Origin of the sequence: Agromyces sp. H66 (assembly GCF_004959775.1) — a bacterium.
Taxonomy (GTDB): domain Bacteria; phylum Actinomycetota; class Actinomycetes; order Actinomycetales; family Microbacteriaceae; genus Agromyces.
On the sequence record NZ_SJZG01000006.1, the window covers coordinates 12,260 to 38,873 of the forward strand.

General features: G+C 71.0%; 17 protein-coding genes and 1 pseudogene. 14 read left to right on the plus strand and 4 right to left on the minus strand.

Features of this window, described 5'->3' with window-relative positions; genetic code table 11:
* Positions 1-75: 75 nt before the first annotated feature.
* Positions 76-837 (minus strand): fused MFS/spermidine synthase, encoded by a 762-nt coding sequence (locus EZM51_RS11630; RefSeq protein ID WP_136708441.1) that lies wholly within the window; start codon positions 835-837, stop codon positions 76-78.
* A gap of 114 nt (positions 838-951) precedes the next feature.
* On the opposite strand from EZM51_RS11630, the gene EZM51_RS11635 reads away from it, so the two are divergent.
* Entirely contained in the window at positions 952-1,332 is a 381-nt protein-coding gene (locus EZM51_RS11635; RefSeq protein ID WP_136708442.1) for a group 1 truncated hemoglobin, read from the plus strand.
* Between the two features lie 13 nt (positions 1,333-1,345).
* Here EZM51_RS11635 and EZM51_RS11640 read toward each other — a convergent pair whose 3' ends face one another.
* Positions 1,346-4,006 (minus strand): LuxR family transcriptional regulator, encoded by a 2,661-nt coding sequence (locus EZM51_RS11640; RefSeq protein WP_169053887.1) that lies wholly within the window; start codon positions 4,004-4,006, stop codon positions 1,346-1,348.
* Positions 4,007-4,309: 303 nt separating this feature from the next.
* Here EZM51_RS11640 and EZM51_RS11645 point away from each other — a divergent pair, with 303 nt between their 5' ends.
* The 6 genes from EZM51_RS11645 to EZM51_RS11670 all read left to right on the plus strand — a co-directional run bounded on the left by EZM51_RS11645 (position 4,310) and on the right by EZM51_RS11670 (position 15,672).
* On the plus strand, positions 4,310-5,764 hold the full coding sequence (locus tag EZM51_RS11645) for an Ig-like domain-containing protein (RefSeq protein WP_136708444.1): 1,455 nt from the start codon (positions 4,310-4,312) through the stop codon (positions 5,762-5,764).
* Between the two features lie 113 nt (positions 5,765-5,877).
* A complete protein-coding gene (locus EZM51_RS11650) occupies positions 5,878-6,255 on the plus strand; it encodes a hypothetical protein (RefSeq protein WP_136708445.1) in 378 nt (125 codons plus the stop codon).
* A gap of 1 nt (position 6,256) precedes the next feature.
* Positions 6,257-6,661 (plus strand): hypothetical protein, encoded by a 405-nt coding sequence (locus tag EZM51_RS11655; protein WP_136708446.1) that lies wholly within the window; start codon positions 6,257-6,259, stop codon positions 6,659-6,661.
* A 357-nt stretch (positions 6,662-7,018) separates the two neighbouring features.
* Positions 7,019-10,510 carry a DNA-directed RNA polymerase subunit beta gene (rpoB, locus tag EZM51_RS11660; protein ID WP_136708447.1) on the plus strand — a complete coding sequence of 1,164 codons (3,492 nt, stop codon included), beginning with the start codon at positions 7,019-7,021 and terminating at the stop codon, positions 10,508-10,510.
* A gap of 41 nt (positions 10,511-10,551) precedes the next feature.
* The gene (gene rpoC, locus EZM51_RS11665; RefSeq protein WP_136708448.1) at positions 10,552-14,448 is read left to right on the plus strand and encodes a DNA-directed RNA polymerase subunit beta'; all 3,897 of its coding nucleotides are present in this window, start codon (positions 10,552-10,554) and stop codon (positions 14,446-14,448) included.
* A 186-nt stretch (positions 14,449-14,634) separates the two neighbouring features.
* The gene (locus EZM51_RS11670) at positions 14,635-15,672 is read left to right on the plus strand and encodes a hypothetical protein (RefSeq protein ID WP_136708449.1); all 1,038 of its coding nucleotides are present in this window, start codon (positions 14,635-14,637) and stop codon (positions 15,670-15,672) included.
* Between the two features lie 159 nt (positions 15,673-15,831).
* Here EZM51_RS11670 and EZM51_RS11675 read toward each other — a convergent pair whose 3' ends face one another.
* Together EZM51_RS11675 and EZM51_RS11680 are read right to left on the minus strand one after the other, a co-directional pair.
* Positions 15,832-16,584 (minus strand): hypothetical protein, encoded by a 753-nt coding sequence (locus tag EZM51_RS11675; protein ID WP_136708450.1) that lies wholly within the window; start codon positions 16,582-16,584, stop codon positions 15,832-15,834.
* Positions 16,585-16,589: 5 nt separating this feature from the next.
* On the minus strand, positions 16,590-17,141 hold the full coding sequence (locus EZM51_RS11680; RefSeq protein ID WP_136708451.1) for a hypothetical protein: 552 nt from the start codon (positions 17,139-17,141) through the stop codon (positions 16,590-16,592).
* 194 nt (positions 17,142-17,335) lie between these two features.
* Here EZM51_RS11680 and EZM51_RS20575 point away from each other — a divergent pair, with 194 nt between their 5' ends.
* The 7 genes and pseudogenes from EZM51_RS20575 to EZM51_RS20580 all read left to right on the plus strand — a co-directional run.
* Entirely contained in the window at positions 17,336-18,394 is a 1,059-nt protein-coding gene (locus tag EZM51_RS20575; RefSeq protein WP_169053888.1) for a hypothetical protein, read from the plus strand.
* 22 nt (positions 18,395-18,416) lie between these two features.
* On the plus strand, positions 18,417-22,757 hold the full coding sequence (locus EZM51_RS11685) for an FtsK/SpoIIIE domain-containing protein (protein ID WP_169053889.1): 4,341 nt from the start codon (positions 18,417-18,419) through the stop codon (positions 22,755-22,757).
* Positions 22,758-23,027: 270 nt separating this feature from the next.
* Positions 23,028-23,465 (plus strand): FHA domain-containing protein, encoded by a 438-nt coding sequence (locus EZM51_RS11690; RefSeq protein WP_169053890.1) that lies wholly within the window; start codon positions 23,028-23,030, stop codon positions 23,463-23,465.
* Positions 23,466-23,557: 92 nt separating this feature from the next.
* The gene (locus tag EZM51_RS11695) at positions 23,558-23,851 is read left to right on the plus strand and encodes a WXG100 family type VII secretion target (RefSeq protein WP_136708454.1); all 294 of its coding nucleotides are present in this window, start codon (positions 23,558-23,560) and stop codon (positions 23,849-23,851) included.
* Between the two features lie 65 nt (positions 23,852-23,916).
* A complete protein-coding gene (locus EZM51_RS11700) occupies positions 23,917-24,594 on the plus strand; it encodes a WXG100 family type VII secretion target (protein ID WP_136708455.1) in 678 nt (225 codons plus the stop codon).
* A complete protein-coding gene (locus EZM51_RS11705; RefSeq protein ID WP_136708456.1) occupies positions 24,587-24,895 on the plus strand; it encodes a hypothetical protein in 309 nt (102 codons plus the stop codon). The genes EZM51_RS11700 and EZM51_RS11705 overlap by 8 nt, the downstream gene beginning before the upstream one ends.
* A 7-nt stretch (positions 24,896-24,902) precedes the next feature.
* Positions 24,903-26,614, plus strand: a pseudogene (locus EZM51_RS20580) (hypothetical protein); the annotation flags it as partial.

The window sequence follows — 26,614 nt, forward strand, 5'->3', positions numbered from 1 at the left end:
GCTTCGCGGCGCGCTCGGCCACGCGGCATCCGGTCGCCATTCGCGTGGCGGACTCGCCGGCTCCGGCCGCCCTGCTCAGCACACGCCCCAGAGCGCCGCATCGAGTCGGTCCCGGGTGAGGACGGCCGCGGGGAACGGGCCCGCGGCGCGCAGGCGCTCCTCGAGACCCGGGGGCAGCCCGCCGGGTCCGGCCACGAGGATCGCGTTCCCCTCCTCGGCGCCCGAGAGCACGCCCGGGTCACCGGCGACGAGGAGCTCCGCGCCCGGGTCGGCGCGCGCGAGGGCGCGGGCCTGGGCACGCAGGCGGACGAGGCCCGCCGCATCGGCCACGTTCACGACGACGAGGCCGCGGGGAGCGACGAGCCCGAGGCATCCGGCCATGAACGGCACCTCGTCGACGAACGCCGGCGCATCGAGGCGGGCGTAGAGGTCGACGACCACGACATCGACCGGCGGCCGCGCGGCGAGCGCATCGACCGCGTCCCGCGCGTCGGCGATGAGCACCTCGATGCCGGAGTCCTCGGGGAGCGGGAGCCGCGCGAGCACGGTGTCGATGAGTTCGGCGTCGTGGTCGACCACGACCTGCGTCGAGCCGGGCCGGGTCGCCGCGACGTAGCGGGGGAGCGTGAGGGCGCCGGCGCCGAGGTGCACGGCGGTGATCGGCGCGCCGGCGGGCCGCATGGCGTCGAGCACGTGCCCGATGCGGCGCACGTACTCGAAGAACAGCCGCCGCGGCTCGGTGGGATCGACGTGCGACTGCGCCGTGCCGTCGACGAGGAGCGTCAGGCCCGACGACGAGAAGACCTCGGGCTCGAACTCGATGCGCGGCTCCGCCATGCCTGCATCGTGCCACGAACCGGGCTCCGTCGCGGAACGACGAATGAGCAATCACTACTCAGGCGCGCGAACGCGGCATCCGCCATGATCGGATGGGAGCCACGAGGAGGACGAATGCCCGAGATCTACGACCAGGTGGGCGGGCCCGACGGCATGCGCGCGGCGGTCACGGTCTTCTACAACCGGGTCGTCGCCGACGAGCAGCTGTCGCGCTGGTTCGATGGCGTCGACCTCGAACGGCTGAGGGCGCACCAGCGGGCGTTCCTCGCGGCCGCGTTCGGCGGCCCGCAGCTGTTCTCGGGCCGGAGCCTGCATGATGCCCACGCGGGCATGGAGATCACGGATGCCGCGTTCGACCGCATCGTGACGACGCTCCTCGGGAGCCTCGCCGACCTCGGCGTGCCGAACGAAGCCGTCGTCGGCGTCGGCGAACGGCTGGAGCGGGCACGGGGCGACATCGTGAGCGCGCGCGGCGACGCCGTCGGCACCGGCTGAGCCCGCCCGGACCTCAGACCCGGAGTTCGTGGCGGCCGCGGATGCCGAGCTTGGCGTACGTGGACTGCAGGTGGTTGTTCACCGTGCGCGGCGACAGGAAGAGCCGCGTCGCGATCTCGTTCGAGCTCAGGCCCTGGGCCGCGAGCGACGCGATCTCGCGCTCCCGCGGCGTGAGCGGCTCGGCCCCGTCCGAGAACTGCAGGAGCGGCGTGCGTGCGCCCTCGCATGCGGCCGCGAGCGAGGCCGAGCGCTGCAGGTCGGCGGTCGCCTCGCGTCCGTGCCCGGCGGCACGGGCGGCCTGACCGGCCGACGCGAACGCCTCGGCCGCGTACAGGGCGCAGCCGATCGACTCCCACTCGGCGCCGATGGCCCGCAGGGCCACGGCATCCGCGTCCGCCTCGGCGCGGGCGTGCGCGAGCCGGCGCTGCAGGGCGGGCGAATCGGAGGTCTCGGCGAGCCGTGCGAGTCGCTCCGCGGCCGTTCGCGCGTGGGCGCGGGAACCGAATCGCATGAGGTGGTGCAGGAGCGGGGCGGCGATGCCCACCGCGCCGCGGTGCTCGGCCACGTCGACCCGCTCGAGGAGCATCGCGGCGGCGGCATCGGGACGCCCCTCGAGCACGGCGATCCAGGCGTCGGCGACCACGGCGACCGCGTGCTCCTCGTCGAGGCCGTCGACGACCCGGGCACGGAGATCGCGCGCCCTCACGAGGTCGCCCTGCTCGGCGGCGATGATCGCGAGGAAGCACAGGGCGATCTCGCGCAGCGACTTCGGTCCGTGCAGTTCGGCTCCGCCGACCGTGTCGCGGAACCAGCGCGCGGCCGCGTCGAGGCGCCCGAGCTGCCAGAACACCTGGCCCATCATGAACTCGTCCAGCCGCGCCGTGAGCTCGTCGTCGTCGCGGATCGCCTCGTGCAGCGACTCGATCAGGGTCGCGCGGGCCTCGCCGAGGCGATCCGCCGAGATGAGGGCGTGGGCGAGCACGATCTCGGCACGCCGCAACGGGAACGCGGTGCCGTCGTTCTCGGCGAACGCGACGGCGCGTTCGGCTGCGGCGACCGCCTCGTCGTTCCGGCCGAGGGTCGCCAGCGGCATCGCCCGGGCGAGGTCGAGCATGGCCTGCGGAACACCGTGCTCGCCCAGGGCCGAGGCGGCGGCCTCCACCTGGGCCAGCGCGTCGCGCGCGTACCCGAGGTTCACGAGGAGCACCGCCTTGCGGAGCGCGAGCGTCGCCGCCTGGCTCGGGAGGGCGCGCTCGAGGGACTCCAGCAGCGCGATGCCGCGCGCACTGCCCAACGGGTCGCCGCCGAGCACGTCGGCGCGAGCCGCGCCGATGGCCGCGAGGAGTTCCTCGGGGCCGCCGTCGGATCGAGCGCGCTGCTCGGCCCGCTCGAGTGCGGCGATCGCCTCGTCGGCACGGCCGAGCGACCAGAGGAGTTCGCCGTGCAGGAGCAGGGAGGCCGCGTCGTCGGCGCCGGCCGCGACCGCGGCGGCCGCGAGCCGCTCGGCGGTGCGGCGGTCGTGCGCCATGCGCGCCAGCGCCGCCGTGCGCGCGAGGACTCCCGGGTCGGAGGGCCGGCCGGCGTCGAGCCGCCAGATCGCCACGCGAAGTTCGTCGCCGGCGCTCATCGGCCGGGAGGCGACGACCTCGGCCTGCTCGACCAGGAGGGAGAGCGCGCGAAGCCGCGGGATGCTGTCGCGCACCGCCGACGCGTAGTGCGGATGCGCCAGCCGGACTCGCATGCGGTCGGCCGACTCGTCGACCCGGATGAGCCCGTGCGTCTCGAGCTCGGCGAGCGCCTCGTGCGCACCCGGACGGGTGAACTCGTCGAAGGCGAGCGGTTCGCACAGCGCCAGCCGCTCGACGGCGTCGCGTTCGTCGTCGCCGAGCCGGCGGAGCCTCGCCCGGATGAGGTCGCGGAGCGCCGGCGTGCCGACCGGCTCGCCCACCAGTTGCCAGAGCCCGTCGACGCAGCGCAGGGACCCGGCGTTCGCAGCGCCGATCGCGAGCTCGCGCAGGAAGAGGGGGTTGCCGTGCGAGGCGCCGTGCAACTCCACGGCGGCCCGGTGCGCGACCGGCCCGCCGAGCACGCGCGTGAGCAGCTCCGCCACCCGGTCGACGTCGAGCGCGTCGATGTCGAGGCGCGTCGAGTCGCCCGAGGAAGCCAGCGGGATGAGCGCGTCGGGCAGCGGATCGGCCTCGCGCACGGTCGCGACGAGGCGGAGCGTGCCCGTCTCGACGAGCTGGGAGATGAGGCCCACCGAGACCGGGTCGACCGCGGAGACGTCGTCGACCGCGAGCACGACGCGCCGACCGTCGGCGAGGTCGCGCACGGCGGCGCTCGCGGCGGCGTACAGCGCGACCGGGTCGCCGGACGCCGCGACCATGCTCGGATCGCCGGCGAGCACGGGGGCCAACGCCCCCAGCGGCACGGCGCTGAGCGCCGTGTTGCCGCTCGCGGCGAGCACGCACCACCCATCGGCGACGAGTCGCTCGGTCACGGCCTGGACGACCCGGCTCTTGCCGATGCCGGAGGGTCCGTAGGCGAGCACCGTGCGCGAGGGTCCGGAGATCGCCGACACCGCGCGCTCGATCACCGAGTCGCGGCCGACGAGCGGCCACGACTCGTCGATCCCACGCGGTGCCGACGCCGGAATCCCAGGTTCCAACGACACCATGACGGCCTTTCGGTCTCCCGGCCACGCCGGTGGAATCACTGTACGACCTCGGCGGTTCCGGGTGCAGGTCGGCGGGTGGCCCCCGAAGTGGGCGCACCTGAGCAACGCCGGCGCCGACCTGAGCAACGGATGCCGCGTCGTGAGCAAGCGGGATCACGACGTGAGCAAGCGCCTGCAGCGAATGAGCACGCGCTGCCCATCCGCGCACCTCCGCCGGGCCGGGATGCTGATCTCCGGCAGCCGCGCTGCCCCGCGGCCCGGGACGGCGCCGCGATCCATGAACTCCAGGAGAGATATCCGATGCGATTCCCCATCCACGTACCGGACGCGGTCGACGAGGGCCGCGGGCCCAGAGTCCGGCTCGCGGCGTTCGGCCTGGCCGTCGTGCTCGGGGCGGCCGTCGCGCTCGCGCTGCCGGCCGGCGCGCGAGCGGACGAGACCGTGCCGGCGGAACCGGCGTCCGGCGACACGACGATCGCCGTCGAGGCGGCTTCCGGCGTGACGGAGGCTGCGCCGGAGCCCGCATCGACCGCCGCGCCGGCGGAGGAGCCGGCGCCGATCGACGAGGTTGCGCCGGCGCCTGTTGAAGATCCGGCGCCGGTCGAGGAGCCGGCGCCCGTCGACGCGGCGCCCGGGGTGCCGGCCGGCGACGCGAAGGGCGGGCCCGCGGCATCCGATGCCTCTGCGCCCGCCGTCCCGCCCGAGCCGGCGGGATTCGGCGCGGAGGCCGTCAACCAGGCTCCTGTGGCCGTCGACGACCACTACACGGCCCGGCAGGACACCGTGCTCTACGTCGCGGCGCCCGGCATGCTCGCGAACGACTTCGATCCCGACGGCGACGCCATCCGCTTCATGCACATCCTGAACAGCCCGGCCGGGAAGCTCGGCCACTACACCGGCCTCTGGATGAGCTATTCGCCCGCACCCGGGTTCGTCGGCATCGACACGATCGAGTACCGCATCTGGGATGAGCACGACCTGTGGAGCGAGTCGGCCACCATCACGATCGAGGTCGTGCCCGCCGGCGGCGCGAACCAGAAGCCGACCCCGGCCGAGGACCACGCGACCGTCGCGGCCGATGCCGCGCACACGGCGGCGGCGCCCGGCGTGCTCGCCAACGACACCGACCCCGACGGGGACCCGCTCACCGTCATGATGAGCCCCTCGGCCCAGCACGGCGACTTCCACGTCTCCGCCGACGGCGCCTGGACCTACACGCCCGCACCCGGCTTCACGGGGCTCGACAGCGTCGATATCCCCATCACCGACGGCGGCGCCTACGTGTCGGCGCGACTCTGGATCGAGGTCGTCCCGTCCCAGGGCGAGCCGGGGGATCCGGGTGCGCCGTGCGAGGCGGGGTCGAGCCCCGAGTGCATGCCGGGCGAGCCGGGGGGTCCGGGTGCGCCGTGCGAGGCGGGGTCGAGCCCCGAGTGCATGCCGGGCGAGCCGGGGGGTCCGGGTGCGCCGTGCGAGGCGGGGTCGAGCCCCGAGTGCATGCCGGGCGAGCCGGGGGGTCCGGGTGCGCCGTGCGAGGCGGGGTCGAGCCCCGAGTGCATGCCGGGCGAGCCGGGCGACCCCGGCGACCCCGAGCGACCCGATCCCTCCGACATGCCCGGACGCACCGAGTCGGCGTCGACGGATGCCTCGTCGCTCGCCCGGACGGGCACCGACGCGGCCCTCGCCGCGACCGTCGCCGCGATGCTCGCCGCACTCGGCTTCGCCCTGCGACTGCGCCGCCGCGCCACGGCTCACTGACCCCGGATGCCGCGGCGCCGGTGGCACCCGAACGCCGTGCCGCGGCATCCGCCCCCCACCGATCCACCGATCCACCGACCAACACCACCACCCGACCGAGACACGGAGAGATCATGAACATGTTCAAGCAGTTCGGCGACATGGCGAAGATGGTGCAGGCCGCGCCCGGCCTGATCGACCAGGCCAACACGCTCGCCGCGCAGTCCGAGGCCTACCGCGCCCAGATGGACGCGCAGGCCGTGCACGCGATGACCGCGCAGCCGGCGCCCGGCAACCTCGAGCCCATCGCGGGCGTCGACCTCGATCGGTACGCGCGCATCGTGAAGGGGATCGCCGCCTACGGCTACGACGAGACGAAGCTTCCGACCGTCGCCGGCACGTTCGGCGTGGAGCCGGCCGCGTGGGCCGAGGCCCAGGCCGGCTGGGGCGCCCGCATCCAGGCCGACCGCGGTGTCGGGCGTCGGTTCAACGAACTCTACGCGGCGGTGTGAGATGGGCTTCCTGAAGGACCTCGCGACCCTCACCGCCAAGGGCAACGACGCCTACGCCCGCCTCGACGTGGGCGCGAGCCTCGCGGCCGCGAGCCGGTCGATGGACGAGGCGAGCCGCGTGCTCGCCGCCACCCAGCCGCCGGCCGACGACGAGCTGCTGGAGTCGGTGCGCGTGCACACCACCGCCTCGGTCGTCGACGCGCGCCAGCTGCCCATGATGATCGGCATGCTGAGCGTCGTCGAGGTCGAGCTGGTGGTCATGATGCCGAGCGGACTGCCGGTGCCGGTCACGCGCACCGAGCAGGTCGCGCCGCTGCACCTGGCCCGCCTCGCCCCGGGCGCCACGCTCGACGTGAGCATCGTGCCGGGCCGCCCGGATTCCGTTCGCGTCGAGTGGAACGGATGACCCGACCGGCCGACCCGACGAGACGCCCCCGCCCATCAGATCGGCGGGGGCGTCTCCGTCGGATTCGGGCTCGCACGCGGCATCCACTCGACTGGGATTCCGCGTCCGTACAGGGGATTCACCAACGCCGCGTGCGGGTTATACCCGAGAATCGCGACGAGGTCAAGATTCGACTGGACACAGCGCGTTCTCCGGCATATAGTTAACCTTTGCGCTCCCAGACCCACCATGCCTTCATATTGCGGTCGGCTTCGCGTGCCGGGGGATTATCCCTCGAGCATCCGCATACGTCTGAGGGGTACCACTCTCCGCTACCGACAGTGAACCGGCCCGACGGGGCCGATGGAGGTTATTCACTTGGCTGCTGCGCGTAACGCGACCACGCCCACCCCCAAGAACGGACGCGGTGCAAGCCGCCTCTCGTTCGCAAAGGTCACCGACACCCTCACCGTACCCGATCTGCTCGCCCTCCAGACGGAGAGCTTCGATTGGCTGGTCGGCAACGACGCGTGGAAGGCGCGCGTCGAGGCTGCGGTCGAGGCCGGCCGGCAGGACCTGCCCGAGACCACCGGCCTCGAGGAGATCTTCGAGGAGATCTCGCCCATCGAAGACCTCGGCGAGACCATGCAGCTCTCGTTCACGAACCCCGAGCTCGAGCCGCCGAAGTACACGATCGACGAGTGCAAGGAGAAGGGCAAGACCTACTCCGCTCCGCTGTACGTCAACGCGGAGTTCATGAACCACCTCACGGGTGAGATCAAGACCCAGACGGTCTTCATGGGCGACTTCCCCCTGATGACCCCCAAGGGCACCTTCGTCATCAACGGCACCGAGCGCGTCGTGGTGTCGCAGCTCGTGCGCTCGCCCGGCGTCTACTTCGAGCGCACCCCCGAGAAGACCTCTGACAAAGACATCTACTCCGCGCGCGTCATCCCGAGCCGCGGCGCCTGGCTCGAGTTCGAGATCGACAAGCGCGACCAGGTCGGCGTGCGCATCGACCGCAAGCGCAAGCAGTCGGTGACCGTCTTCCTGAAGGCCCTCGGCCTCACGAGCGAGGAGATCCTCGAGGAGTTCGCCGGCTACGAGTCGATCGCGCTCACCCTGGAGAAGGACAACATCCTCACCAAGGAGGAGGCGCTCAAGGACATCTACCGCAAGCTCCGTCCGGGCGAGCAGGTGGCCGCCGAGGCCGCGCGCGCGCTCCTCGACAACTTCTACTTCAACCCGAAGCGCTACGACCTCGCCAAGGTCGGCCGGTACAAGATCAACAACAAGCTCGGCCTCGAGGCGCCGCTGACCGACTCGGTGCTCACCGTGCAGGACATCGTCGCCACGATCAAGTACCTCGTCGCGCTGCACGACGAGCGCGAGACCCTGCCGGGTCGCCGCGGCGGCAAGGACGTCGAGATCCGTCTCGACGTCGACGACATCGACAACTTCGGCAACCGTCGCATCCGCGCGGTCGGCGAGCTCATCCAGAACCAGGTGCGCACCGGCCTCAGCCGCATGGAGCGCGTCGTGCGCGAGCGAATGACCACGCAGGACATCGAGGCGATCACGCCGCAGACCCTGATCAACGTGCGACCCGTCGTCGCCGCGATCAAGGAGTTCTTCGGCACCTCGCAGCTGTCGCAGTTCATGGACCAGAACAACCCGCTCGCGGGCCTGACCCACAAGCGCCGCCTCTCGGCGCTCGGCCCGGGCGGCCTCTCCCGCGACCGCGCGGGCGTCGAGGTCCGTGACGTGCACCCGTCGCACTACGGCCGCATGTGCCCCATCGAGACGCCGGAAGGCCCGAACATCGGCCTCATCGGCTCGCTCGCGTCGTTCGCTCGCATCAACTCGTTCGGCTTCATCGAGACGCCGTACCGCCGGGTCGTGAACGGCAAGGTCACCGAGCAGATCGACTACCTCACCGCGATGGAGGAGGACGACTACATCGTCGCCCAGGCCAACGCGCCGCTGAAGGCCGACGGCCACTTCCAGGAGGAGCGCGTCCTCGCCCGCAAGAAGGGCGGCGAGGTCGACCTGTTCCCCGCCGACGAGATCGGGTACATGGATGTCTCGCCGCGCCAGATGGTGTCGGTCGCGACCTCGCTCATCCCGTTCCTCGAGCACGACGACGCGAACCGCGCCCTCATGGGTGCGAACATGCAGCGCCAGGCCGTGCCGCTGCTGCGCAGCGACTCGCCGTTCGTCGGCACCGGCATGGAGGGCTACGCGGCCGTCGACGCCGGTGACGTCATCACGGCCGACAAGCCCGGTGTCGTCGCCGAGGTCTCGGCCGACTCCGTGACCGTCCAGCTCGACGAGGGCGGCACGCAGACCTACTACCTGCGCAAGTTCGACCGCTCCAACCAGGGCACGTCGTACAACAACCGCGTCATCGTCTCGGCGGGCGACCGCATCGAGGCGGGCGAGGTCGTCGCCGACGGTCCCGCGACCGACAACGGCGAGCTCGCGCTCGGCAAGAACCTGCTCGTCGCGTTCATGCCGTGGGAGGGCCACAACTTCGAGGACGCGATCATCCTCAGCCAGAACCTCGTGAAGGACGACGTGCTCTCGTCGATCCACATCGAGGAGTACGAGGTGGATGCCCGCGACACGAAGCTCGGCAAGGAGGAGATCACGCGCGATCTCCCGAACGTCAGCCCCGACCTGCTCGCCGACCTCGACGAGCGGGGCATCATCCGCATCGGCGCCGAGGTGCGCCCCGGCGACATCCTCGTCGGCAAGGTCACGCCGAAGGGCGAGACCGAGCTCTCGGCCGAGGAGCGCCTGCTCCGCGCGATCTTCAACGAGAAGAGCCGCGAGGTGCGCGACACGTCGCTGAAGGTCCCCCACGGTGAGCAGGGCACGATCATCGGCGTCAAGGTGTTCGACGCGCAGGACGGCGACGACGAGCTCGGCTCCGGCGTCAACCAGCGCGTGGTCGTCTACATCGCCCAGAAGCGCAAGATCACCGAGGGCGACAAGCTCGCCGGCCGTCACGGCAACAAGGGCGTCATCTCGAAGATCCTGCCGGTCGAGGACATGCCGTTCCTCGCCGACGGCACGCCGGTCGACGTGATCCTCAACCCGCTCGGCATCCCCGGCCGAATGAACTTCGGCCAGGTGCTGGAGACCCACCTCGGGTGGGTCGCCAAGCAGGGCTGGAAGGTCGAGGGCAAGCCGTCGTGGGCCAAGCGCCTTCCCGAGGCCGCGCACGAGGCCGCCCCGGGCACCAAGGTCGCGACCCCGGTGTTCGACGGCGCCCTCGAGGAGGAGATCGCGGGCCTGCTCGACTCCACGCTCCCCAACCGCGACGGCGAGCGGCTCATCGACTCGAGCGGCAAGACGCAGCTCTACGACGGTCGTTCGGGCGAGCCGTTCCCGTACCCCGTCTCGGTCGGCTACATGTACATCCTGAAGCTGCACCACCTCGTGGACGACAAGATCCACGCGCGCTCGACCGGTCCGTACTCGATGATCACCCAGCAGCCGCTCGGTGGAAAGGCGCAGTTCGGCGGCCAGCGCTTCGGTGAGATGGAGGTGTGGGCCCTCGAGGCCTACGGCGCCGCCTACGCGCTGCAGGAGCTCCTCACGATCAAGTCCGACGACATCCTCGGCCGCGTCAAGGTGTACGAGGCCATCGTCAAGGGCGAGAACATCCAGGAGCCCGGCATCCCCGAGTCCTTCAAGGTGCTCATGAAGGAGATGCAGTCGCTCTGCCTGAACGTCGAGGTGCTCTCGGCGGACGGCACCGCGGTGAGCCTGCGCGACACCGATGACGAGGCCTTCCGCGCCGCGGAGGAGCTCGGCATCAACATCTCCGCGCGCTTCGAGTCGTCGAACATCGACGAGATCTGAACCCGGCCAGAACGACGACTGAGACTTTTCTAGGAGAGAAATTGCTCGACGCAACCACATTTGACGAGCTTCGCATCGGTCTGGCCACCGCCGACGACATCCGTCGTTGGTCCTATGGCGAGGTCAAGAAGCCCGAGACCATCAACTACCGCACGCTCAAGCCCGAGAAGGACGGCCTCTTCGGCGAGCAGATCTTCGGACCCAGCCGCGACTGGGAGTGCGCGTGCGGCAAGTACAAGCGCGTGCGCTTCAAGGGCATCGTCTGCGAGCGCTGCGGTGTCGAGGTCACAAAGTCCTCGGTGCGCCGTGAGCGGATGGGCCACATCGAGCTCGCCGCCCCGGTCACGCACATCTGGTACTTCAAGGGCGTGCCCTCGCGCCTCGGCTACCTGCTCGACATGGCGCCGAAGGACCTCGAGAAGGTCATCTACTTCGCGGCCTACATGGTGATCGACGTCGACGAGGAGGGCCGTCACGCCGACATGCCCGGCCTCGAGAACGAGCTCCGCCTCGAGATCAAGACGATCGGCGACCAGCGCGACGCGCGCATCGCCGAGCTCATGGCGCGCAAGGAGGCCGAGCTCGCCGAGCTCGAGGCCGAGGGCGCCAAGAGCGACCAGCGCAAGCGCGCCGAGGCCGCCGCCGACAAGGAGATGGCCGGCGTGCGCAAGAGCGCCGACGAGCAGATCGCGCACCTCGAGCGCGTGTGGGAGGACTTCCGCACCCTCAAGGTCGGCGACCTGAAGCCCGAGGACTCGGTGTTCCACGAGCTGCAGGACCGCTTCGGCATGTACTTCGAGGCCTACATGGGCGCCGAGGCCATCAAGAAGCGCCTGGAGGCGTTCGACCTGGCCGCCGAGGCCGACGACCTGCGCCTGCAGATCGCCGAGGGCAAGGGCCAGAAGAAGATCCGCGCGATCAAGCGCCTGCGCGTGGTCAGCTCCTTCCTGCAGACCGGCAACTCGCCGGCCGCGATGGTGCTCGACGTCGTGCCGGTGATCCCGCCGGAGCTCCGTCCGATGGTGCAGCTCGACGGCGGCCGTTTCGCGACATCCGACCTCAACGACCTCTACCGTCGCGTGATCAACCGCAACAACCGCCTGCGTCGCCTGCTCGACCTCGGTGCCCCCGAGATCATCGTGAACAACGAGAAGCGGATGCTGCAGGAGGCCGTCGACGCGCTGTTCGACAACGGTCGTCGTGGTCGCCCGGTCACGGGTACCGGCAACCGCGCCCTCAAGTCCCTGAGCGACATGCTCAAGGGCAAGCAGGGCCGATTCCGCCAGAACCTGCTCGGCAAGCGCGTCGACTACTCCGGCCGTTCGGTCATCGTGGTCGGCCCGCAGCTGAAGCTGCACCAGTGCGGCCTGCCCAAGCAGATGGCGCTCGAGCTGTTCAAGCCGTTCGTGATCAAGCGCCTCATCGACCTGAGCCACGCGCAGAACATCAAGGCCGCCAAGCGCATGGTCGAGCGTTCGCGTCCGCAGGTGTGGGACGTGCTCGAGGAGATCATCCGCGAGCGCCCCGTGCTGCTGAACCGCGCGCCCACCCTGCACCGCCTCGGCATCCAGGCCTTCGAGCCGCAGCTCGTCGAGGGCAAGGCCATCCAGCTGCACCCGCTCGTCTGCGCCGCGTTCAACGCGGACTTCGACGGCGACCAGATGGCCGTGCACCTGCCGCTGTCGGTCGAGGCGCAGGCCGAGGCCCGCATCCTCATGCTGGCGTCCAACAACATCCTGAAGCCGTCGGACGGCCGTCCGGTGACCCTGCCCTCGCAGGACATGATCATCGGCCTGCACCACCTGACGACGCAGAAGGAGGGCGCAGCCGGCGAGGGCCGCGCGTTCTCGTCGATCGCCGAGGCCATCCTCGCGTTCGACCAGAACCGCCCGGGCGAGATCGCGCTCGACCTCGGCGCCAAGGTGAAGATCCGCCTCGAGGGGCTGCACTTCGCCGAGGGCGACGAGCCCGAGGGCTTCGAGTCGGGTAAGCCCTACCTCCTCGAGACCACGCTGGGTCGTGCGCTCTTCAACGAGGCGCTGCCCGAGGACTACCCGTACTTCAACCAGCAGGCGGGCAAGGGCCAGATCTCGCAGATCGTCAACGACCTCGCCGAGCGCTACCCGAAGACGGAGGTCGCCGCGACCCTCGACCGCATCAAGGACGCCGGCTTCCGCTGGGCGACCCGCTCGGGCGTGACCGTCGCACTCTCCGACATCGTGACGCCGCCGAACAAGGGCGAGATCGTCTCGAAGTACGAGAAGCAGGCCGCCAAGGTGCAGTCGCAGTTCGAGAAGGGTCTCACGACCGACCTCGAGCGTCGCCAGGAGCTCATCCAGATCTGGACGAAGGCCACCGACGAGGTCGCCAAGGCCATGCAGGAGAACTTCCCGACCGACAACACCATCAACCGCATGGTGACGTCGGGCGCCCGTGGCAACTGGCTGCAGGTGCGCAACATCGCCGGCATGCGAGGCCTCGTGAACAACCCGAAGGGCGAGATCATCCCGCGCCCGATCATCTCCTCGTACCGCGAGGGGCTGAGCGTGGCGGAGTACTTCATCGCGACGCACGGTGCCCGCAAGGGCCTGGCCGACACGGCTCTCCGTACGGCGGACTCGGGCTACCTCACGCGTCGTCTCGTGGACGTCTCGCAGGATGTCATCATCCGCGAGGACGACTGCGGCACGACCAAGGGCCTCGACCTGCCGATCGCGACGACGGATGCCTCGGGCAAGCTGGTTCGCGACCCGAACGTCGAGAACTCGGTGTTCGCCCGCTCGCTCGCGGCCGACGCCGTGAACGCGAAGGGCGAGGTCGTGGCGGCCGCCGGATCCGACGTCGGCGACGTGCTCATCAACGAGCTCATCGCGGCGGGCGTCGAGTCGATCAAGGTCCGCTCGGTGCTCACCTGCGAGTCCGCGGTCGGCGTGTGCGCGAAGTGCTACGGCCGTTCGCTCGCGACCGGCAAGCTCGTCGACATCGGCGAGGCCGTCGGCATCATCGCGGCCCAGTCGATCGGCGAGCCCGGCACGCAGCTGACGATGCGTACCTTCCACACCGGTGGTTCGGCCTCGGCCGACGACATCACGCAGGGTCTTCCCCGCGTGCAGGAGCTCTTCGAGGCCCGCACCCCCAAGGGTGCGTCGCCCATCGTCGAGGCCGCCGGTCGCATCACGATCGACGAGACCGAGAAGCAGCGCAAGGTCATCCTCACGCCCGACAACGGCGACGAGCCGATCGCGTACAACGTGCTCAAGCGCTCGACGCTGCTCGTCGAGGACGGCCAGCACGTCGAGCTCGGCCAGCAGCTGATCGTCGGCACCGTCGACCCGAAGGAGGTCCTCCGGGTCAAGGGCGTCCGCGAGGTGCAGAAGCACCTGGTGGACGGCGTGCAGGACGTCTACCGTTCGCAGGGCGTGCCGATCCACGACAAGCACATCGAGGTCATCGTGCGGCAGATGCTGCGCAAGGTCACCGTCGTCGACCACGGCGACACCGACCTGCTCCCCGGCGAGCTCGTCGACCGCTCGAAGTACAACGAGATCAACCGGGCCACGCTCACCGAGGGCAAGAAGACGGCCTCGGCCCGCCAGGAGGTCATGGGTATCACCAAGGCGTCCCTCGCGACCGAGTCGTGGCTGTCGGCCGCGTCCTTCCAGGAGACGACCCGCGTGCTCACGCAGGCCGCCATGGAGGGCAAGTCCGACCCGCTCGTCGGCCTCAAGGAGAACGTGATCATCGGAAAGCTGATCCCCGCCGGCACCGGTCTGAACAAGTACCGGAACGTCGCGGTCGAGGCCACGGAGGAGGCGAAGGCGGAGCGTTACCCGAACCGCATCTTCGCCGACGACGCGGCGTTCGCCGAGGGCGACCTCAGCTTCGTCGACTTCGACGCGTTCTCGAGCGACGACTTCACGCCCGGCAACTACAGCTGATCGTCGCAACACCCCGAAGGGCCCCGGAGCGATCCGGGGCCCTTCGGCGTCCCGGGACATCCGGATGTCGCGAGCCCGGCCGGGTCGGCGTGCCGCGAAGCGCCGCGCGGCTGCCTCGAATGGCCGTCGCGCCTTGTTACAGTGGCCGAATCGGCGGGTGCGACGGCGCCCGGAAGGAGCGCGATCATGAGCAGCACGACTCCCGGATCCGAACCGGAGCGCCCGCACGACGCGGACGGACACGAGCCGCCCACGTCCGAGCGCGAGGCCGACGTGACCGACGAGGGCCTGCCGTCGCCCGAATCCGAGCCGGTGCCCCCGGCCGAGGCATCGGAACCCGCGGCATCCGACCCGGCGGCATCCGAACCCGCGGCATCCGAACCCGCGGTGCCCGAACCGGCTGAGGAGCCGCTCGAGTCGCCCGACGCCACCGCCCGGCTCGACGCCGCCGTCGAACGGGCGAACGCCGCGCACGGGGCATCCGATGCAGACGACGACGGCGACGTGCAGGACGCGGTGCCCGAACCGGTACCGGCGGACACCGTGCGGCGCGAGACCTACGTGCCGGCCGCCACCGTCGCCGCCCCCGGGATCGCCGCGGGCGCCGCCACCGTCGCGCCGGAGCCCGAGGTGGTTCCGCCTCCCGCCCCGGCCCCGGCCCCGCAGACCGTCTACGTGCAGGCTCCGGCACCCCCCAAGCTCCGCAGCAATCGCGGGTTCGGCGTGCTCGTGGCCCTCATCGGCGCCGTCGTCTTCGCCCTCCTGTATGCGGGTGTCGCGTACCTGCTCCTGCTCGCACGCGGCGACACCGCCGAGACGACCGACGCGTTCGTGGACTTCCTGCTGAGCCCGGTGTTCTGGGTGCCTTCCCTGGCGTTCCTCCTCGGGTTCGCGTTGCTCGCCGCGATCGTGAACCGTGGGGCCTGGTGGTACTACGCCGTGTTCGGCCTGCTCGTGGCGGCGCTCGTGTACTTCGCCTACATCGGTGGAGCCGTGCTCAGCGTGCAGGCGTGGCGGCTGCCGGTCGACGACTCGGCGGGCTTCCTGCGCGAGCGCTGGCTCGACCCCTTCGCGATCGCCGCCTTCGTGATCGCCCGCGAGATCCCCATCTGGTTCGGCGGCTGGCTCGCGGCTCGCGGTCGCGCGGTCACCGAGCGCAATCGCATCGCCCGCGAGACGTACGAACGCGAGCTCGCGGCCGGGCCGCAGCCCCAGCGGTCCTGACCTGCTCCGGTGCCGCACGCCCGAGGTCGGGGCGGGCGGCACTCGCGCGCGCCCCGGTACGCTGCTGAGTCGGGGATGGTGACCACTCCCCATCGACATGCGCGCCCGCGATCACGGCGACCTTGCGGCCGGATCGGGATGAGCTCGAGCTCGGCGACGTCAGGCGTCGCAGTCCACGACGCGATCGGCCGGTCGGGCGACCTCGATCGGCTCGCCCCACGCGCTGAAGGAGAAGGCCCCGTCGCCGCTGCCGTCACCGGCTGTGAAGCCGATCGGAAGCGGCGCTCCGGAGCGCGCGACCGTCAGTTCCCCGATGGGAGCCTCCGATCCCCCCATGACGACGGAGACCGTGGAATCGCCGGGCCGTGGCGGCTCGACCGTGAGCGACTCGCTCGAGTCGATGAGCGACGCCACCAACTCGGACGGGCGCAGGAGCGGGGCCCACTCGTCGAGGAGCGTCTGCGCACCGACCGAGCAGACGTATCCCTGCGCCGCGGCGGCGATCCCCGTGCGCTCGGCGTAGGCGGCGTTGCCTCGCACGTAGGTCCGGCCGTCGACCATGACCAGGTCGAACTCCAGATCACCCGCGGTGATCCGGGCGGTCGCCGTGCCCGGCCGGCCGGCGTAGTCGATCGTCAGCGAGCGGCCGGGGGCGGGGTCGACGTCGGGGGTGGCGGGAACGAGCTCGGTGAATGAGCCGGAGTAGCGCACCGAGCCTGCTTCCCGAACCGAGTCCACGATCTCGGCGCCCGCGGCGTCGCCGCCGAGCAGCCAGAGCCCGTTGCCCGCGGCCGGGTCGAACGCGTCGAGGGCCACCCCGCTCGGGCTCGGTGGGGAGGAGGCCGATGCGGCGCACCCCGTCATGGCGAGCGCGCCCACGGCGACGAGGGCCACGACGGACGGATTCCGCATCCGCATCATCGGGCCGCGTCGGCGACGCACGTGCTCTGACCGCGCTGGCCGCTGAGGGCCGACGCATCGAGGGACACCTCCGCGTCGACGCTCGCGGGGCGCACCACGAAACACGTGTCGTCGCCATAGAGTCCCGCGGCGGAGGGGATCCACGCCTCGGTGCCCCGGATCAGCTGGGTGAGGTCGACGACCTCGCCGTTGCCGTGCACCGCGAACATGGAATACGCGTCGTCGGGGCCGTTCCAGTCGAGGTGGGCGTTGCCGGCGTCATCCGAGATCGAGAGGCCGGTCACCTGCACCGAGTCATCGGTGACCGCCGCGATGACGAACCAGGCGGCGGCACCGAGGAGGGCGAGGACGGTGAGCCCGACGCTGACGAGGAATGCCGGATGGAGCCACCACTTGCGTTCGCGTTGCGGCGCTTCGGCCAACTCGGGGAGGACGGAGCCGGTCGAGCCGAGCGGGCGCACGACATCCGATCCATGGAGTCGGGTCTGACCGGCGGAGGAGCCGAGACTCGGGCGTTGGATCGTCTGCGGCCGTGGGCGGTCGAGCATCGCTCCCCTTCGTCGATGGCGGAACGGCCGACTCGCCGGCGCGTGATCGAGTGCTGCGCACAGGCGCACCGGGCGGTCGACGCCGACCGCTAGCATACTAACTCGGGCGCTCCGGCGCCTGTGCCGGCTGAGGCGACGACGGGAGGACGATGGCGGGGGCGACGTGGCGGGGCGGTCTCGTCACGCTCCTCGCAGTGACCATCGCCGCAGCGGCCTCCGCGCCTTCATCCACGTCCGCCGCGAACGCCTCCGAGCCCGATCTCCTGCCGTCGGGCCCGACGCGGATCGACGTCCCGTATCTCGGGACCGCGACCATCGAGCCCGCCGAAGGCTGGCAGATCAGCGACTGCACGGGTCCGGTCGCGTCGTCGCCGCTCGTCGTCGCGTGCGACGCCACCCGGATCGAACTGGCCGCCACGGGCTTCGACCCGGATGCCGACCCCGTCACGATTCCGGTCGGGCTCACGAACGGGCGCACCGACCTGGCCTTCGACTACGTCGTGGCGACGGCCCCGCCCGAGGCGCCCTCCGTCACCCCCACCCGCCCGGCGACACCGGTGGCAGCGGGCTCGGTGTCGCTCGTGCCGATCAGCGATCTCGGAGTGGAGTGCACGGTCTGCGCGGAGCGTGGAGCACTCGAGGTGGTCGACGTCCGTCCGGCGACGGCGGGCAGTGCGATTGCGACGTCCACGCACGTCGTGTTCCGAGCGGCCGCCGGCTACGCGGGCGAGGCCGAGATCGTGATCCGCTTCGTCGACGACTTCGGGACCGCATCGCCCGAGTCGACCCTGGTCATCCCCGTCACCCGTCCCGGTCCGGCCGAGCTCATCGCGCTCAACGTCTTCGCACCGCTCGATCCGGCCGGCTCGACCACGGTGGATCTCGCGTCCCTGGTGTTCTCGAACGGCGATGCGGAAGTGTTCTTCACCGGGTGCGGTGCCCCCGTGCATGGCGGCGTCGTCTGCGGAGCCGACGGGATCGCGGAGTACACGACGCTCGCCGACGTGGCGGTGGACCAGTTCGGTTTCGCGGTCGCCTCGGCCGATGGCGAGCAGTCGACCGGCTCGGTCACGCTCGTCCGGGCGGGCGGTGACCTGCCCACCGAGGGCCTTGTCCCGGCATCCGGACGGGTTGGTGGCGGCGCGGTCGCCGCTGCGGTCGTGCCGGCCCGGCCGGTCGGGCCCCGAGGCGACGAGCGCGCCGGCCTGTTCGCGTCGCTCATCGGCATATTGGACCGGGTGGGCGCGCGATGAGCGCCTCAGAAGGGTGGAATGGATGACGCTTCGCGTCACGATCGACGACCCCGCGCAGAGCGGGGGACCTACGTCGTGGATGCTCGAGACCGACGAGGCGACCACGATCGGCGAGGTGGCTGAGTCGCTGGGCGTGCCGGCGACCCTGCTCGACCGCACCGCTGCGGCGGCCACGCCGCTTGCCCAGACACCTCTGCTGTCCGGAGCGACGCGGCCATCCCGGCCGACCTCGCAGCCTGCACCCGGCACCATCCGCATCGAGGTGGTCGGCGGACCGTTCGCCGGCGACATCGTTCCGGTGGCGCGCGGTGCCTCCTACTCGATCGGATCGGGCGCCGAGGCGTCGATCATGATCGCCGACCCGGCCCTCGCGCCGGTGCACGCGACGCTCGCGATCAGCTCGGCGTCGCCGACTGCGGACGGGCGAGCGGCCCCGCTGACCTCGTCGCTCGCCGGGGCGTCCGATGATGCACCGATCTGGGTCAATGGCGAACCGCTCACCGGGTCGGTCGACCTCGTCCCCGCCGATCTCGTGCAGTTGGGCAACAGCATGCTCCGAATCGGCGTCACCCCGGCCTCCGATGCCGATCTCACGCGCGACGCGCTCGGCGACCGCGGCTTCAACCGCCCGTCGCGCATCCGACCGTCGAAGGAACAACCGGTCGTGCAGCTCCCGGGCGACAAGCCCGAGGATCCCGACCAGTCGCCGATGCCATGGCTGTCCGCCATCATCCCCGTCGTCCTCGGAGTCACGATGGCGATCGTCTTCGGACGCGCGATCATGCTGCTCATGGCTGCGGCGAGCCCCATCATGGTGGTGGGTTCGTTCCTGGCGAACCGACGCATGGCGAAGAAGCGGGGGCTGAAGACCGAGCGCCAATGGATCGATGACGTCAAGGCCGCCGGTCGGCGCATCGCCGAGCTCGCGCGGGTCCAGCGGCTCGAGGCCTGGTACCGGTTGCCGGACCCGGTGGTCGTTTCCGACATCGCCATCGCGCCCCTCGCCCGACTCTGGGAGCGGCGCCGTACCGACGACGATGCGCTGCTGCTGCGCGTCGGGGTCACCGAGGTGGCACTCGACGTCCGCTTCGAGGGCGGCGGCAAGGACCGGACGGCCTCGCGCCGAGTCGGCGTGTCGCCGGTGCCCGTCGCCGCCGACCTGCGCACGGGCGTCGTGGGCATCGCGGGCCCCGCGGATGCCGCGCGAAACGTGGCCCGCGCCATGCTCGCGTCGTTCAGCACCCTCCGTTCGCCCCGGGACGCGGAGGTCGTGATCATCTGCGACGCCGCCGACTCCGCTGCCTGGGAGTGGGCGCAGTGGCTGCCGCACGCACAGTCGGGCGGCACGGTGCCCGCGATGTTCGGCAACACCGACGACAGCCGCCGCGAACGTATCCGTGAGGCGGCGGTGATGCTCGAACACCGGGTGCGCGCTGCCGGCCAGCGTGGGGCGGAAGCTCCCGGCGATGTCGTGATCGTCGTGGACGGCGCGCGCGACTTCCGAATGCTGCCCGGCATGGTGCCCCTGCTCGAGCACGGCCCAGCACACGGCATCCATGTCATCGCCCTCGACACGGAGCGCGCACGGCTGCCCGAGGAGGCCAGGAGCATCGTCGTGATCGACCCCGTGGAGCCCTCCATCGCGCGCTTCGAGACGGGTTCGGAGTACTTCCCGACCGTGCTGCTCGACGGACTCTCGCTCGTGCGGGCCGAGGAGCTCGCACGGAGCCTCTGCTCGATCCGCCACGTGAGCGGGGTCGGCGACGACGCGATGCTCCCCACGAGCGTGCGCATGGTCGAACTCCTCAAGATCGATCTCGACGATCCCGACCAGCTCGTCGATCGCTGGCGGCGGCAACCCCGCAACACCTTCGTGGTGGTCGGAGCCAACGCCGACGGCGAGTTCGCGCTCGATATCTCACGGGACGGCCCCCACGCGCTCGTGGCCGGCACGACGGGATCCGGCAAGTCGGAATTCCTGCAGGCGCTCGTCGTCAGTCTCGCGATGGCGAACCGCCCTGACGCACTCAACTTCGTCCTCGTCGACTACAAGGGCGGCTCCGCGTTCGCGGATTGCGAGCGACTCCCGCACACGGTCGGCATGGTCACGAACCTCGACGCCCGCGAGACGGAGCGCGCGCTCGCATCCCTCGACGCCGAGTTGAAGCGCCGCGAACGAGTCCTCCGGGACATGAACGCGAAGGACGTCGACGGTGCCTGGGCCAAGGATCCCGAGGCAGCCGCTCGCGGGGGACTCGCCCGGCTGATGATCGTGATCGACGAGTTCGCCGAGCTGAAGACCGAGCTTCCGGAATTCATCGACGGACTGGTGCGGATCGCTCGGGTGGGTCGCTCGCTCGGCGTCAACCTCGTGCTCGCCACGCAGCGCCCCTCGGGAGTCGTGACGCCGGAGATGCAGTCGAACATCAACCTCCGGGTCGCGCTGCGCGTCACCGATCGCTCGGATTCGAGTGACATCCTGGGGTCCGGGGAAGCGGCGCTCATCAGCGCCGCGACGCCGGGACGCGGCTACGTGCGGCTCGGTCCGTCGGCGTCCCCATCGGGATTCCAGACCGCACGCGTGGCAGGCATCCGGCCCGGCGCCCAGCGTGCCGTGAAGGTGCTGCCCCGCAAGGCGCCGCTCGAGTGGGCTTCGCTGGGGTTCCCCGCGAAGTACCCCCCGTCGGCGCCGACCCACGCGGTGAACACCGACCATGACGACACCGACCTTCGGGCCCTCGTCAACCTCATCACGGCCGCAACCGTTCAACTCGGCATTCCGAAGAACCCGTCGCCGTGGCTCGTCCCGCTCCCCACCGTGCTCCCGCTCGAACGGTTCGAGGACCACCGGGTGGCGCCGACGTCGATCGTGCTCGGACTCGAGGACGTGCCGGGCGAGCAGTCGCAGCGGGCCCTCACCTGGGACGTCGTCGACGGCTCCCACGTGCTGTTCCTCGGCGGCTCGATGTCCGGTCGCACGACCGCATTGCGCACCATGCTCGGGCAGACGGTGCAGCAGTTCTCACCGGCGGACCTCCACCTCTACGTGATCGACTTCGGCAACGGCGCGCTGCTCCCGTTCGTCGATGCACCGCACTGCGGTGCCGTGGTCACCCAGCTCGATGCCGACCGGCTGCCCCGACTCGTCCAGCGGCTCCTCGATGAGCTCGGGCATCGTCAGGCCGTGCTGTCGAACGCGGGTGTCGGTCATATCCGCGAGCAGCGGGCGCAGGCGGAGCCGGCAGAGGCGCTGCCGTACATGATCGTCGCCATCGACGGCTGGGAGCGGATGCTGTCGACGATGAACCCCGACCAACTGGTCACCTTCCGCGACCAGTTCATGCGCGTCCTGCGAGAGGGACCCGCGGTCGGGCTGCGAGTGCTCCTCACCGGCGATCGTGGGATCTCCGGCGACAAGATCACCTCGTTCATCGACGAGCAGTACGCCCTGCCGATGCGCGACGTCAGCGATTACCGCACGGCCGGCATCCTGGCCAGGGACATCCCCCTGGACCTGCCGCCCGGCCGCGTGCTCTACGGCAGCAACGGCGCCGAGGCGCAGCTGGCCGTGCTGGTGCGAGACACACGAGGCGAGGCCCAGACCACCGCGCTCCGGCGCACCGTCGAGCTGGTTCGCGACCACTTCGACCAGTTCGGTCAGCTCGCAGAGCTGCCGAGGCCGTTCCGTGTCGACCCGCTGCCGGCGTACCTCGCCCTCACGGCCGCCTACGACCTTCCACTCGGCGACTCGGGACCCGCCGACGGGCCGGTCGTGGCCGTGGGCGGTGACCTGCTTTCGCGATTCACGCTCGACTGGCCGGCCGAGGGTGGCTTCGTGGTCACCGGCACGCGCAAGTCCGGCCGGTCGTCGACGCTTGCGGCGGTCGTGCACCAACTCGCGTGGCGGAAGGAGCCGATCGTCGTCGTCTCGGCTCGGCAGTCGATCCTGACGGAGGTCGCGGCCGGTCACGGCACGCCCACCATCGCTGCAGGCGACACGAGCCCGCAGCAGCTCGATGAGATCCTCGACGGTGTCGGAGATCGCGTCACCGTCGTCGTCGATGACGCGGAGCAGTTCAAGAACGCGCCGCTCGAGCATGCGCTGGCCGGCGTCAAGCACCGGGCCACGTTCATCGTGGCCGCGGACACGGAGGCGGTGTCCACCCTGTTCGGCGGCCCCATGGTCGAGGCCAAGAAGTCGCGTCGGGCGCTCGTGCTGCGGCCGGAGAGCGCGATCAACGGCACGCAGGTGATCGGATCGCCCATTCCCAAGTTCATGCTCGGCCGGGCGTCGGCCGGTGCCGGAGCGCTCTCCACCGCCTCGGGCTGGCTTCCGGTACGGGTGCCCGACATCCGCCAGTGACACTGCATCCACCGCCATACACTTGAGCGGGCGCGCTCCGCGACCCGCGCCGCTGACGAAAGGACGTGCTCCCCCGTGGCTTCTGCACGCTGCGTCTACTGTGACGCGACGCTCCAGCCGAACAGCATGTACTGCCTCGAGTGCGGCCAGCTGATCCCGCAGCAGCCCGCGCGTCCGCCGGTGCCGCCGCAGTTCGCCACGCCCGCGACATCCGGACACCCCGCGGAAAGCGCGCCGAGGCCGCGACCGACGACGTCACGGATCGAAGCCGTGCCCCTCCCCGGCACGCTCCCGTGGCAGCAGCGCCAGGGAGGAGCCGAGCCGGCCGGGGCTGCGGCACCGACACCGACACCCCAGCCAGCCGAACGCGCGCGCATCGAGCGCGTCGAGCTCTCCTTCTCGACCGGGCAGCGGGTCACGGTGGCGGGCAGCGCGGTGATCGGACGGAAGCCGGGTGACACCGCGCTCGCCATGGGCGTCCAGGGGATCGAGGTCGCCGACGACACGCGCTCGGTGTCACGAGTGCACCTCGCCCTGGAGGTGGCCGACGGCACGATCACCGTCGGTGACCTCGGATCGAGCAACGGGTCGGGCATCGAGCGCGACGGCGTCGTCACCCCCTTGGAGAGTGCGGGGTCGCGCGTCGAGGCCTTCCCCGGCGACACGGTCTGGGTCGGCGACCTCAACTTCGTCATCCGCGCGTTCTGAAGCGCATGGGAAGTCCTCCCCATCTCGCTCGGGGTGCACGGCGCGCTAACGTACCGGAGCACCCTGAATCTCGCTGAACAACGGAGGAAACCATGGCGGAGATCCGCGTCACTTCGGACTCGCTCGCAGGCGTGGCCGGGCAACTGTCGTCCGGTTCGCAGTCGATCGAATCGCAGCTGTCCAACCTGAAGTCCCTCGTCGAGGGCCTCATCTCGGGTGATTGGTCGGGCACCGCGTCGCAGAGCTTCAACGAGCTGTACTCGCAGTGGGACCAGGCCGGCCTCCAGCTCAAGGAATCCCTCCAGGGCATCAGCGACCTCCTCAACCAGGCGGCGCTGTCGTACGAAGACAGCGAGAACGCGATCGCCAACACGTTCAACGGCTGACATCCGCGAGTTCGGTGCCGACGCGCCCGGCGCGCCGGCATCCGGCCACGACCGAGGGATCTGGCATGGTCTACTTCAAGGTTCGCGCCGACTCGCTGAGCGAGGTGGCCGCCCTGATCGGCACCGTGGTGGCGACGTTCGATTCGAATCTCGCCTCTGCGGACCAAGCCGTCACGCGCGTGGCAGGCGCCACCTGGGTCGGCGAGGACGCGGAGAAGTTCAGTGAGAACTGGGGTTCGTTCATGGCACTCGCCGGGCAGGTGCGGCTTGCGCTGACGGGCCTGCAACAGGGCCTCATCGCCGCCGACGGCTCCTACACCCGCACGGAGGCGGGCATCGGCGGGAGCTTCACCGGCGGGCGGCAGGGCCTCGTGGCGGTGCGCAGCGCCTCAGGCGGCCTCGGCAAGCGGATCGCGACCGGTGAGGAGCGAGCCGAGGACATGGCGGAGTTCTTCGGCCGGGACTACGCGGGCGATGACGAGGTGGAGCGATTCGGCGGAGGGATGCTCGGCCCGCGCAAGAGCGGCCAGGTCGGCGGTGGGGGATCGGGCGACACCGACGGCGATGGCGACGACGATTCCATCGGCACCGGGGTATTCCGGCTCGGGCCGGACGGCGAACCGCTCGTGCAGCCACAGGTCGAGTGGGAGGCGTCGGCGATGGCGAGCGTCGACATCCCCGAGATCGTTCAGGGGAACACCTCGGACGGGGCCGGCTCGCCGGATGGGGATGACCGTGGCTGAACAGCAGGCCGACACCGCGGAGCTCCGTGCGCTCGTGCAGACGATGACCGAGCTCATGGGGTACTGCTCCGCGCTGAAGCAGGGCGCGAGCGGCTTCGCCTACATGCTGCCGGCTGAATGGCAGGGCCCCGCGATGCAGGCGTTCCTCGGCTCGTTCGCCGCGTGGGCGGCCGGCGCGACCGCGCTGGAGGGCGCCGCCGGGGCGCTGCAGAAGCAGGCGCAGGCGTCGTTCGACTCGTATACGAAGACGATCGAGGACCTGAACACCGCGTGGTCGAAGATCGAATCGAATCTCGGATAGGGCACAGATGGCGCACGTGAAGCTGGATCCGGCACGCCTGGTCCAAGACGGAGACGACCTCTTCAGCATCGCTCGAACGCTCGACAGCGCGGTGACGACGCTCGTCGATCGACTGGGCGACAGCGGCGGCATGGCCGGCGACGACAACGCCGCGGAGGAGTTCTGCCAGGGCAGCGACGGCTACGACGCGCTCGCAGGGCCCACGATCACCGCGGTGACCTCGTTCGGCAACGCCCTCCGCGTCGTCGACGCTGCGCTCTCGAACACCGCCCGCGCCTACGACGCCGCCCAGAAGCCCGGCGCGGGCCTCGACCCCGCCACGGCATCCCCCGACGAGGCCGAACCGACCATCGACCACGACAAGGCCACGGTGCCGGACGCCCTCGGTGCCGGCTGGCCCGGACCGCTCGGCGAGTTCCAGGAGCTCATCGAGTGGGGACTCGCCCAGATCGGGGTCGTGATCCCCACCGGCGACGAGGACAAGCTGCAGGCGGCATCCGACGCGTGGGGCACCTTCGGCGACAGCATCCAGACCGCGAAATCCCGCGTGTCGAACAGCATGCCCAACGTCGCGGCGCTGACGCTTCCGCAACAGGGCCGGATGCTCTCGTGCCGCACCAGCCTCGCCGACGGCCTCGACCGCATGCGCGAGAGCGCCGACGCCATGCAGCAGTGGATCTCCGACTTCCGGCGCCAGCTGCGCCAGATGCGGGAGGAACTCGGCTGGTTCCTGAAGCAGATGGCGATCGAGATCGCCGCCGAGCTCGCGATCGGCGGCCTGCTCACCGTCGTCACCGCGGGTCTGGGGGCCCTCGCGACCGCCGCCAAGGTCGGCACGACGGTCATCCGCTGGTGCATCAAGATCGGCAAGCTCATCGATCGGCTCAAGGACTTCCTCAAGGGCATCCGCGGGTTGAAGGGCGCGCTCGTGCGTGGCGGCCTTCGCGCGGGGAAGGAGGGCCTCCAGGCGGGCCTCGCCAGCGCCATCGCGACCACGAGCGTCAACCACATGCGCGCGGATGAGCAGGACTACAAGCCTCAGGACGTGGGCACCGCCTTCATCTCCGCATTCGCGGGAGGCGCGGCATCCTCGCCCGCATCGCGGTTCCTCGGCGGCAGCGGCGGACCGGGCCTTCGCGCGGGCGCTCGGGAGATCGCGGGCGGAACGGGTGCAGGGGCCATCGACGGCCTGGTCAGTTCGGGCGTGGAGTCCGGCATCTCCGGGAACGAGTTCAACCCCATCTCCGGCATGGTGCTCGGTGCGCTGCTGGGCGGTGGCCTGACGGCGGGCGCCCGCGGCATCAACGCGGTGCGCCCGGGCGGTGGCGGAACGGTCTCCGTCGACCCGAGCGGCGCGGGCGTCACCACGCCCGACGGCCCGACCCCGTCCGGCCCCGGCGGTGCCCCGTCGAACTCGAGCGGCGTCGCCCCGGTCGACGTCTCGAACGACGCGCCGACGCCCGGCGCGGGCGACACCGGCACCACCACGATCGACGGCGGGGGCGCTGTCGACGTCCCGCCGTCGTCGCCGGATGCCTCCACGCCGTCGTCGCCGGATGGGTCCGCGTCGTCGTCGCCGGATGCCTCGGCGCCGGCCGGTCCCGACGGTTCGTCGCCGTCGTCGCCCGACCCGTCGTCGCCTGCGTCGCCGGATGCCTCCACGCCGTCGTCGCCGGATGGGTCCGCGTCGTCGTCGCCTGATGCCTCGGCGCCGGCCGG